Here is a 9,507-nt window from a genome sequence, read left to right as displayed (position 1 = left end):
GCGCCAACCGCTCCCGGGCGTCCGCGATCCGGGCGTGGGGGGCCCCCCCCGCCCCGCCGGCGCGCCGCGCCCGGGGCACGGAGGCGCCCCCCCCCGGGGGCCCGGGGGGGGGCCCCCCCCGCGGCCGGGGGGGGGTCCCGGGCGGGACGGACGGTCCGTCAGGCGCCCGACACGGCGCCCTTGGCACCGCGGCGGCGCAGGTAGACGGTGGCGAGGGCGCCGGCGACCACCGCGCCGCCGCCCATCCCGGCGACCGACGGGTCGATCATCGGCACCGAGGCCGCGGGCTCGGCCCCGCCGCACGAGGCGTGGCCGATGACCAGGTTGGCGCCGTTCAGCGACGGCAGCAGGGTGATGTGGACGGCGTTCACGGTCAGCACGCCGTTCGCGTCGGTGGTCTGCTCGTTGAGCACGATCGAGCCGACGAGCGGGATGCTCACCTTGGTGTTGGCGGGGGCGTTGGCCTGGAGGTTGGTCGGGAGGCCGGCGATGCTGACCGACCCGCCCGCGATCAGGCCGCTGCCGGTGGCCCCGGTCGGGGTGGCGGTGCAGGTCGAGTTGACGCCGGTCAGCGAGACCGAGGCCACACCGAGGTCGAGCCCCAGCTTGTCGACGGTCGCGGAGGCCGAGGAGGTCCCGGCGGCCGGGTCCCCGGCGGTGGTCGCGGTGAGCGTGGAGTTGGTGGCGACCGGCCCGACGTTGAGGCCGACCAGGGTCTTGGTGCCGCCGGCCGGGTAGGTCGACTCGGGTGACGGCGCGACGGCGACCATGCCGCCCAGGGCCTCCGTGGAGACGACGTAGGCGTCCGCCGCGGGGGCGGGCAGGGCGGCGTACGCCGGGGAGGCCACGGAGAGCGCCCCGAGGGCGGCGAGCGCGGTTCCGGCGAGGACGCGGTTGCGGGTACGAGTTCTCACGGGTCGGCCTTTCGGAAGGACCGCACGGCGGACGGACGTGTCCGCGGCGCGGGGCAGGAAGGAGGGTGTGGTGCGTCGACTCCGCCGACCGGCCGCGGCGTTCGGATCGGCCGCGGCCTCACCGGTCGGGGAGAAGTCTTCGGTGCTCAGACGGCGGCGGCCTCCGGCGCGGTGCCCGCCTGCTGGGCGGCGGGCACCGGCAGCGGCTCGGCCGTGCGGGCCGTCTTGTGCCAGGAGCCCTGGCGCCGCACGATCCGCCAGAAGGCGCGGATCGCGACGAGGTAGGTGGTCGCGGCGTACACCGCGAGGGCGAGGCCGTAGCCGAGCGCGGCCCGGCGGCTGATCCCGGGCTCGCTGCGGCGCCGGTACAGCGGCCCCCAGAGGGCGAACTCGGCGACGCCGACGACCAGGTAGAAGGCGATCAGCACGGCGCCGCCCTGGCGGAGGAAGGCGAGGACGAACGCGGGGTAGAAGACGGCGTTGTAGGCGAAGGCCGCGATCGGCACGGTGTAGACCACCAGGCCGACGACCTGGAGCCAGGGCTGGACCATGAAGTAGAGGACTTCCAGGAAGCCCAGCGTGCTGAACTCACGGGAGCGCCAGACCCGGCGCAGGTAGGGCGCGCACTGCATCGAACCCTGCGCCCAGCGAACCCGCTGGGTGATCAACTGCCGTACGTTCCACAGGGCTTCCTGGTCCACCCAGGCGGTCGTGGTGTAGCCGTTGCGCCAGCCGGCCAGCATCATCCGCAGCCCGAGCTCGAAGTCCTCCAGCAGCGCCCTGCCCCACGGCTCGCCGCCGCCCCGGTCGATCGAGCGCAGCGCGCTGAGCCGGTTGGCCTGGCCGTTGCCGCCGACGTTGACGGTCCGGGTGAGCCGGCGGGTGATCTGGATCGCGGAGATCGGGCCGCGGAACTCGATGTCCTGCAGCCGGGCCAGCAGCCGGGCGAACCGGTTGGCCAGGCGTCCCCGGTGGGGCAGCGGCACGGCCACGTCGCGGTTGGACATCCGGACCTCGGCCTGGACGGCGCCGATGTCCGGGTCGGCGAAGAAGGACGGTCCGGCGAAGACCTCCAGCATCCCCGGGGAGGGCCGTCCGTCGGCGTCCACGACGGTCAGCACGACCCGGTCGGCGTCGGCGTCCCCGGGCAGCCAGGCTTCGAGCGCCCGGTAGGCGGCGTTCAGCGCGTCGCCCTTGCCGGTACGGGCCCGCGGCAGCCGACGGCTCACCAGGTGGACGGGCCGTCCCGCGTCCGCCCTGGCCCGCACCTCCTCGGCCGTCCGGTCCTCGGAGTGGTCGTCGACGACCCAGACGTGCGCCTCGGGGAAGTGCCGGTCGAGGTAGTCCAGGGTGGTGCCGATCACGGCCTCCTCGTCCCGGCAGGGTATGAGGAAGTGCCAGTCGAAGCGGGCCGGGTCGCCCGTGGCGTCCGGGCGGGCCCGCAGGAAGGTGCGCACGATCACGGCGACGTAGGCGAGGAAGCCGACCCCCAGCACGAAGGACAGGGAGACGGACAGGTCGAGCAGGGTCACGGCGCACCGGCCTCCGTGTCGCGGGTGGACGTTCGGGTGATCAGGAAGAGGAAGAGCAGCAGGGCGACCAGACCGGCGGCCATCATCAGCAGCGAGCCGAACAGGACGTGGGTCCAGCCGAACCCCTCGTCGCCGTACCGGTGTTGCATGGCGACGATCAGCGCCAGCCGACCCAGGTTGGCGGCGACGACCAGGCCGGCCGCCAGGGCGAAGCCCAGCAGCACCCGGGTCGGCCGACGGGTGCCGAACAGCAGCAGGACACCGGCCAGCAGGGCCAGCGGGGCGATCAGCAGGGCGCTGCTGCACCCGGTGCTCAGGGCGATCCCGCGCCCGAACCCGCCCGCGCCACCGGCGTACAGCACCGGCGCGTCGGGGGATTCGAGCAGCAGGGTCCGCAGCCCGAGCCCGTGCGAGACGAACCACTGGGCGGCGGCCATCTCGCGGAACCGGTAGGCCCGTTCACCGACGACCAGGAACCCGCACAGCCCCAGCAGCAGCGGTCCGGTCACCCCGGCGAGCACCCGGCCGGACAACGGGGCGCGGCCGTGCCGCGACAGCTGCCGACGGGCCGGCCCCGGCGGGCGGGCGGGTTGCGGGTACACATCTGCGGTCACGAGGAAACCCCTTGGGGGAACGGCGGGCTGGCGGAGTTCGGCGCGTCGGCGGCCGGCCTTCGGGGCGGCCGGCGGTCGCGGCTACCGGTCGTCGCGGTCGCGGCGGCCCGGCGCCTCCCGGTCGGGCGCTTGCCGGTCGGCCGCCAGCCTGCTGCGTCGCAGCAGGGCGACCCCCACCAGCACCAGGGCCGTGCCGGCCGCGGCGGCGATGCCGAGGCCGGGCGAGCCGGTCGAGGCCAGGACGCCGCCGCCGGCCGCCATCGGGGGAAGGCCGCCGCCTATCGGTCCGTACATGGGTGGGTTCCTCTCGTTGCGACCGGGTTGTCCCGATCTTTGCGATCTGGAGCGGTATGTTGCTGGGCCGATCGGATGATCGGATAGATGCGGCGCGCCCATTCGGGTGGAATTCACCCGTTTGCCGCAGTCACGCCAAATCGGCCCGGTGCGAACGGTCTTGATGGGGTGGCATACGAACCGCCCCCGTCCCCACCCAGGGCGATCCGACCCGCATGGGCCAAGTGGGTGACATCGGTCCGGCGCGTGGACATTTCCTTCGAATCCGCCCATATCGTCTGCTGTTACTTCCCCCGCCCCACCCCTCGCCCCATCGGAGCGCCATGTCCTCGACCGATGTCGCCCTGGTCCTCGGCACCCGGCCGGAGATCGTCAAACTCGCCGGAGTGGCCCGGCTCCTCGGCCCACGGGCCCGCATCGTGTGGAGCGGCCAGCACTGGGACCCGGCCCTCACCACCACCTTCTTCGCCCAGTACGGCCTCCCCCGCCCGCACCACCTGCTGACCGGCGTCGGCGGCGAGCCGCGCGGGCGGCAGATCGGCCGGATGGTCAGCGCCCTGAGCGACCACCTGACGGCCCACCCGCCGGCCGCCGTCGTCGTCCAGGGCGACACCAACACCGCCGCCGCCGGCGCCCTGGCCGCGCACTGCGCCGGCATACCCGTCGTCCACGTCGAGGCGGGCCTGCGCTCCTTCGACCCCGGCATGCCCGAGGAGGCCAACCGCCGGCTGATCGCCCCGCTCGCCGACCTGCACTGCGCGCCCACCGCGATCGCGGCGGCGCACCTGCTGCGCGAGGGGATCGAACCCGACCGCGTGGTGGTCACCGGCAACACCGTCGTCGAGGCGACCCTGGAGACCCTGCCCACCGAGGCCGAGGCGCACCGCGTGCTGGCCGAACACGCCGTCAGCCCCGGCGGCTACGTGCTCGCCACGATCCACCGCCCCGAGAACACCGACGACGCCGCCCGGCTCGCCCAGATCCTCGACCAACTCGCCGCGCTGGAACTGCCGGTGCTGCTGCCGCTGCACCCCCGCACCCGGGCCGCCGTCGAGGCGTTCGGCCTCCGCCACCCGGCCACCCGGCTGCGCCGGATCGAGCCGCTGGACCACGCCGGCTTCCTCTCCCTGGCCCGGCACTGCCGCCTGCTGGTGTCGGACTCCGGCGGGATCCAGGAGGAGTGCACGGTGCTCAAGCGCCCGCTCGTGGTGGTGCGCAACTCCACCGAGCGCCCCGAAGCCGTCCAGGCCGGCTTCGCCAGACTCGCCCGCCCCGGACACGAACTCGCCCGCGCACTACGGGAGTTGCTGGCCGACGAGACCGTCGACGAACGGCTCGGCCGGCTCCCCTCCCCGTACGGCACCGGACAGGCGAGCGCCGAGATCGTCGCCGCGCTCCGCGGCCGCTACCTCGGGCCCGGGCGGACCCCCGTTCCGGCCGTCGTACCGACCGCCGCGCCGGCCGTCGAGCGGGTCACCGCGAGGGCCGTCGAGCGGGCCGCCGGGGAGCCCGCCACGGCGGCGGCCCACCCCGGGCGCTGACCCCGGCCGGGCCCGGCACCCCGATCCGCCCGCAAGCTGCCTGGCAGGAAGGTGGCGGATCGGACCCGTCGACCCGGGGCGACCCGGCTGGCAGGGTCTGTCGCAGCCCGCGACCGGCGGGATCCACTGCTTCCGGGGGGTTCCCTTGACGACGACATCCGACGCCCGGACGACCACCGGGCCGGACGCCGACGGGTGCCGCCCGCAACCCTTCCGGCCGCAGCCCCGCCGGTCGTCGCGGACCGCGGGCTGAGGCGGGCACCATGGACGACCGCTACGAGCGCCACTGCCTCGCCGACCCGCTGTTCTACGACGACCCGGCCCGCGCCGAGCGCCCGGACGACCGGTTCGCCGCCGCCGCCGTGCCGCTGCCGCCCGGCTGGCAACGCCTGGAGCACGGCCCCTGGGTGCACGTCAGGCCCCCGCACCCGCGGCTGCCCGAACAGGGCTGGAAGGTGCACGTCTCGGCGACCCCGGACGAGGCCGAGCGGGTGATCGACCAGGTCCTGGCGTACTGCCTGGAGCACGAGCTGACCTGGAAGTTCCTGCGCGGCCGGGCCACCGTGCACATGCTCAACAGCAAGTACGCCGACCGCCGTTCCAGCGGCAAGCTGATCACGCTCTACCCCGAGGACGACGCCCGGCTGACCCAGGTGCTCGACGAGCTGTCCACCCTGCTCAAGGGCGTCCCCGGCCCGTACGTGCTGAGCGACCTGCGCTACCGGGAGGGCCCGCTCTACCTGCGCTTCGGCTCGTTCAGCGAGCGCTACTGCACCGACGAGCACGGCCGGCGGGTGCCGGCCATGAGCGGGCCGGACGGCGAACTCGTCCCGGACGTCCGGGGCACCGTCTTCGCGGTGCCGGACTGGGCACCGGTGCCGGAGGTCGTCAAGGCCCAACTGGCCGCCGACGCCGAGCGGGAGGCCGCGGAGGCCGCCGAGGAGTTCCCGTTCGAGGTCACCAAGGCACTGCACTTCTCCAACGGCGGCGGCGTCTACCTGGCCACCGACCAGCGCGACGGCCGGCAGGTCGTGCTGCGCGAGGCCCGGCCGCACGCCGGCCTCGACCACGCCGACCGGGACGCCGTGCAGCGGCTGCTGAGCGAGCGCCGGGTGCTGGAGGCGCTGGCCGGACTGGACTGCGTACCCGCGCTGTACGAGTACCGGCAGGCCTGGGAGCACCACTACCTGGTCGAGGAGTACATCGAGGGCGAGCGGCTGGAGGAGGTCTTCACCCGCACCTGCCCGCTCGCCCACCCCGACCCGGACGAGGCCGAGCTGGCCGCGTACACCACCTGGGCGCTCGACGTGGTCGAGCAGGTCACCGGCATGCTGGCGGCGCTGCACGAGCGCGGGCTGGTCTTCGGCGACCTCCACCCCAACAACGTGCTGATCCGGCCGGACGGGCGCTGCGCGCTGGTCGACTTCGAGATCTCCTTCCCGACCGACGACGCCACCGCGCCCCCGCTGGGCGCGCCCGGCTTCGTCTCCCCCTCGGCCCGGCGCGGCACGGCGGTGGACGCGTACGCCCTCGCCGCGCTGCGGCTCTACCTCTTCCTGCCGGTGAACCACCTGCTCGCGCTGGACTCCGGCAAGGCCGAGCTGGCCGCCCGGGAGATCTCCGCGCGCTACCCCGTCGACCCCGGTTTCGGGGCCGAGGTCGCCGAGGCGCTGCACCGGGCGGCCGGCGGGAAGCTGCCGCCCGGCGCCACCGAGCGCCGCCCGGTCGGAGCCGACGGCCCCGGCCCGTCGCGACCGGCCTGGCCGCAGGCACCGGCGGCGGACACCGGGGCCTGGCGCCCGGTGCTGGACTCGCTGGCCGCGGGCATCCTGGAGACCGCCACCCCGGAGCGGACCGACCGCCTCTTCCCCGGGGACGTCGAACAGTTCGGGCCGACCCACAACGGCCTGGGCCTCGCCTACGGGGCGGCCGGCGTGCTGTACGCCCTGTCGGCCTGCGGCCGGCCGGCCCCCGCCGAGCACACCGACTGGCTGATCACCCGCACCGACGCCACCCCGGACCTGCCGACCGGGCTGTACGACGGACTCACCGGCATCGCCTGGGCGCTGGCCCGCCTCGGCGCCCCGGACGCGGCCGGCGCACTGGTCGAGCGACTGCTCGCCGCCGAGCTGCCGCTCGACCCCGGGCTCGGTTCCGGACGCGCCGGCATCGCGCTCGGCCTGCTCGACCTGGCCGGGCCGCTCGGTCAGGACCGCCTGGCCGACCTGGCCCTGAAGCTCGGGCACGAGCTGGCCCGGGAGGAGCGCGCGCCGCAGCTGCGCGGCCTGCTGGACGGCTGGAGCGGACAGGCCGCGCTGTTCCTGCGGCTGCACGGGCACACCGGCGACAGCGAGTGGCTGACGGCCGCCGAGGCGGCGCTCGGCCGCGAGCTGGACGAGGCGGACATCACCGACGGGATGCTCTTCCTGCCCGAGGAGCGCTTCCACCGCAAGCTCCCGTACCTGGCCGCGGGCGGCGTGGGCACGGCGGGCCTGATCGCCGAACTGGCCCTGCGCACCGGTCCCGACCGGCTGCCCGGGCGCTTCACCGAGGCCGTGGCGGCCGCCGACCGCGCCTGCCTGCCGGACCTGATCGCCGCCCCCGGCCTGTTCGAGGGCCGGGCCGGACTGCTGCTGCACCAGCTGCGGACCGGGAACCCGGTGGCGGCCGACCGTCACCTGCGGCTGCTGGAGTGGCACGTGATGGACCACCGCGGCCACCTGGCGTTCCCGGGCTGCCGCTCGATGCGGCTCTCGACGGACCTGGCCACCGGCGCCGCCGGGGTGCTCACCACCCTGCACGAGGCGGTGCTCGGCCCGGTGCCGCTGCCCGGCATCACCGACCTCGTCTGACACCCGCCGGCCCCGCCCGGCACCACGGATCTCCCCGGCCCCGAGCCGGGGGAAGGACGACGGCCGCCACCCGGTGGCCGCGGCCACCTCACCGAAAGGAACGGACCATGTCGAAGATCCTGGCCCTCCAGGGACTCGAGACCGAGACCGGCGCCTCGGCCTACACCACCATCCTGCCGCCCAGCCACACCAGCAGCGCCCTGCACATGCGCTTCGACGCCCCCGTCGCGGACGAGGCGGCCCACTGATGTCCAAGATCCTGGCCCTCCAGGCCCTGGAGACCGAGACCGGCTCCCCGGCCGCGGCCCCGTTCAGCTACTGGAGCAGCGACGTGCACTACATCTACGACGCTCCCGTCCCGACCGAGAAGGCGGCCCGCTGATGTCGAAGATCCTGGCCCTCCAGGCGCTGGAGACCGAGACCGGCTCCCCGGCCGCGGCCCCGTTCAGCTACTGGAGCAGCGACGTGCACTACATCTACGACGCTCCCGTCCCGACCGAGAAGGCGGCCCACTGATGTCCAAGATCCTGGCCCTCCAGGCCCTGGAGACCGAGACCGGCGCCTCGGCGTACACCAACACCATCGAGCTGCCGCCCAGCCACTGGAGCGGCGCCGCGCACCTGCGCTTCGACGCGCCGGTGGCCGGTCCGGTCGAGACCGAGAAGTAGCCGCCGGTCGGCGGCACGGCTGCCCGTCGGGTCCACCCCCGGCGGGCAGCCGGTACTTCGCCTCAGTCGAAGAAGCCGAGCGCCCCGGCCGCGCAGACGCCGCCGACGCCCATGAAGACCGGGCTCAGCACCTTGAGTTCCACCCAGCTGCCGGCCCGGAACCGCATGCCCTTCGGCGGCCCGACCGGGTACCAGCGCCTGCGCCCGACCGGGATCGGCCACAGCACCGGGCAGCCCGAGACGGTCAGCGCGTCGCCCAGGCAGTGCACCAGCGCGCCGAGCGCGATCGGCAGCCCGATCCACAGGTACTGCTGCCCGGGCTCTTCGAACAGCCACTGCGAGCCGTTGCCGGGCTTGTCGAGGACCTCGGCCAGCATCCAGGCGCTGGTCGCCCCCAGCAGCCACACCAGGACGTCGCTGGAGACCCGGGCGTGCCGCCACAGCAGCCCCTCGATCGCCAGCACCATGTGCACGAACAGCACCACCAGCACGCCCCAGCGGCCCCCGTACACGGCCACCGCCGCGGCACCCGCCCCGCACAGCACCGCCCAGAGCCAGGTGTGCGTCAGCGTCCGGTGGCCTCCCGAGCGGCGCGGGTCCCCCTTGCCCCGGGTGGCCTTGTAGACGGCGTACGACAGGTTGTCGATCACCTCGCAGGCCGTCCGGGACAGCGGCCCGAACGCCCTGGATATCGTCGCCGCCTTGTGGTCCAGGTCCGGCGCCAGGGCCGCCCCCGCGCAGATCAGCGCTCCCGCGAGCAGGACCGGCCAGGGCATCGGCTCCCCCAGCCCGGCCGCCGCCGCACCCACCCCCAGCCACGCGGCCGCACCCGACAGCGAATGCGCCGGTCCCATCATGTCCGTACACCACCGATCCTCATCAGCTCTGCCCTCCCCATGAGGACCTGACATCACGGCAGCCTATCCGTCCATGATCACCGCGCCGATTCCCCGCCCGTCGGACGGCCCGTCCGGGGGCCCCTCCGAAGGCCCCGGACACGACGGCGCGCCCGGCCGGAGCCGGGCGCGCCGCAGCCGCGCCGCGCAGGCCAGGCTCGTGTCCACCGCCGCCCGGGAGCTCCGCCTAAGGTGG

At 74.9% G+C, this 9,507-nt stretch carries 11 protein-coding genes; 6 read left to right on the top strand and 5 right to left on the bottom strand.

The window, feature by feature from the left end; genetic code table 11:
* Positions 1-158: 158 nt before the first annotated feature.
* The 4 genes from ACFRAR_RS07815 to ACFRAR_RS07800 form a co-directional block, all read right to left on the bottom strand.
* The gene (locus ACFRAR_RS07815) at positions 159-914 is read right to left on the bottom strand and encodes a choice-of-anchor P family protein (RefSeq protein ID WP_380695935.1); all 756 of its coding nucleotides are present in this window, start codon (positions 912-914) and stop codon (positions 159-161) included.
* A gap of 146 nt (positions 915-1,060) precedes the next feature.
* Positions 1,061-2,446, bottom strand: coding sequence for a glycosyltransferase family 2 protein (locus ACFRAR_RS07810; RefSeq protein ID WP_380695933.1), 1,386 nt, complete (start codon positions 2,444-2,446; stop codon positions 1,061-1,063).
* Positions 2,443-3,060 (bottom strand): archaeosortase/exosortase family protein, encoded by a 618-nt coding sequence (locus tag ACFRAR_RS07805; protein WP_380695931.1) that lies wholly within the window; start codon positions 3,058-3,060, stop codon positions 2,443-2,445. Before ACFRAR_RS07805 ends, ACFRAR_RS07810 begins: the two co-directional genes overlap by 4 nt.
* A gap of 81 nt (positions 3,061-3,141) precedes the next feature.
* A complete protein-coding gene (locus ACFRAR_RS07800) occupies positions 3,142-3,354 on the bottom strand; it encodes a hypothetical protein (protein ID WP_380695929.1) in 213 nt (70 codons plus the stop codon).
* A 323-nt stretch (positions 3,355-3,677) separates the two neighbouring features.
* Here ACFRAR_RS07800 and wecB point away from each other — a divergent pair, with 323 nt between their 5' ends.
* The 6 genes from wecB to ACFRAR_RS07770 all read left to right on the top strand — a co-directional run bounded on the left by wecB (position 3,678) and on the right by ACFRAR_RS07770 (position 8,415).
* Positions 3,678-4,895 (top strand): non-hydrolyzing UDP-N-acetylglucosamine 2-epimerase, encoded by a 1,218-nt coding sequence (gene wecB / locus ACFRAR_RS07795; RefSeq protein WP_380695927.1) that lies wholly within the window; start codon positions 3,678-3,680, stop codon positions 4,893-4,895.
* A 263-nt stretch (positions 4,896-5,158) separates the two neighbouring features.
* Complete coding sequence (gene lanKC / locus ACFRAR_RS07790; RefSeq protein ID WP_380695925.1) at positions 5,159-7,747, top strand: class III lanthionine synthetase LanKC; 2,589 nt, start codon at positions 5,159-5,161, stop codon at positions 7,745-7,747.
* A 107-nt stretch (positions 7,748-7,854) separates the two neighbouring features.
* Positions 7,855-7,995, top strand: coding sequence for a hypothetical protein (locus ACFRAR_RS07785; RefSeq protein ID WP_380695923.1), 141 nt, complete (start codon positions 7,855-7,857; stop codon positions 7,993-7,995).
* The gene (locus ACFRAR_RS07780) at positions 7,995-8,129 is read left to right on the top strand and encodes a hypothetical protein (protein WP_380695921.1); all 135 of its coding nucleotides are present in this window, start codon (positions 7,995-7,997) and stop codon (positions 8,127-8,129) included. The genes ACFRAR_RS07785 and ACFRAR_RS07780 overlap by 1 nt, the downstream gene beginning before the upstream one ends.
* Entirely contained in the window at positions 8,129-8,263 is a 135-nt protein-coding gene (locus tag ACFRAR_RS07775; protein WP_380695919.1) for a hypothetical protein, read from the top strand. Before ACFRAR_RS07780 ends, ACFRAR_RS07775 begins: the two co-directional genes overlap by 1 nt.
* On the top strand, positions 8,263-8,415 hold the full coding sequence (locus ACFRAR_RS07770; protein ID WP_380695917.1) for a hypothetical protein: 153 nt from the start codon (positions 8,263-8,265) through the stop codon (positions 8,413-8,415). The genes ACFRAR_RS07775 and ACFRAR_RS07770 overlap by 1 nt, the downstream gene beginning before the upstream one ends.
* Before the next feature lie 62 nt (positions 8,416-8,477).
* Here the strand turns inward: ACFRAR_RS07770 and ACFRAR_RS07765 are convergent, their stop codons facing one another.
* A complete protein-coding gene (locus ACFRAR_RS07765) occupies positions 8,478-9,272 on the bottom strand; it encodes a metal-dependent hydrolase (protein WP_380695915.1) in 795 nt (264 codons plus the stop codon).
* Positions 9,273-9,507 lie beyond the last annotated feature (235 nt).

This window comes from Kitasatospora sp. NPDC056651 (assembly GCF_042792155.1).
In the GTDB taxonomy this organism is placed as follows: domain Bacteria; phylum Actinomycetota; class Actinomycetes; order Streptomycetales; family Streptomycetaceae; genus Kitasatospora.
Note: the sequence above shows the minus strand (reverse complement) of the source record. Positions and strands in the feature narration are given on the sequence as shown.

Excerpts from the sequence above, each read along its gene's own strand:
- ACFRAR_RS07800 (WP_380695929.1), bottom strand. The coding sequence starts at position 3,354 with ATGTACGGACCGATAGGCGGCGGCCTTCCCCCGATGGCGGCCGGCGGC.
- wecB (WP_380695927.1), top strand. The coding sequence starts at position 3,678 with ATGTCCTCGACCGATGTCGCCCTGGTCCTCGGCACCCGGCCGGAGATC.
- lanKC (WP_380695925.1), top strand. The coding sequence starts at position 5,159 with ATGGACGACCGCTACGAGCGCCACTGCCTCGCCGACCCGCTGTTCTAC.
- ACFRAR_RS07785 (WP_380695923.1), top strand. The coding sequence starts at position 7,855 with ATGTCGAAGATCCTGGCCCTCCAGGGACTCGAGACCGAGACCGGCGCC.
- ACFRAR_RS07780 (WP_380695921.1), top strand. The coding sequence starts at position 7,995 with ATGTCCAAGATCCTGGCCCTCCAGGCCCTGGAGACCGAGACCGGCTCC.
- ACFRAR_RS07775 (WP_380695919.1), top strand. The coding sequence starts at position 8,129 with ATGTCGAAGATCCTGGCCCTCCAGGCGCTGGAGACCGAGACCGGCTCC.
- ACFRAR_RS07770 (WP_380695917.1), top strand. The coding sequence starts at position 8,263 with ATGTCCAAGATCCTGGCCCTCCAGGCCCTGGAGACCGAGACCGGCGCC.
- ACFRAR_RS07765 (WP_380695915.1), bottom strand. The coding sequence starts at position 9,272 with ATGATGGGACCGGCGCATTCGCTGTCGGGTGCGGCCGCGTGGCTGGGG.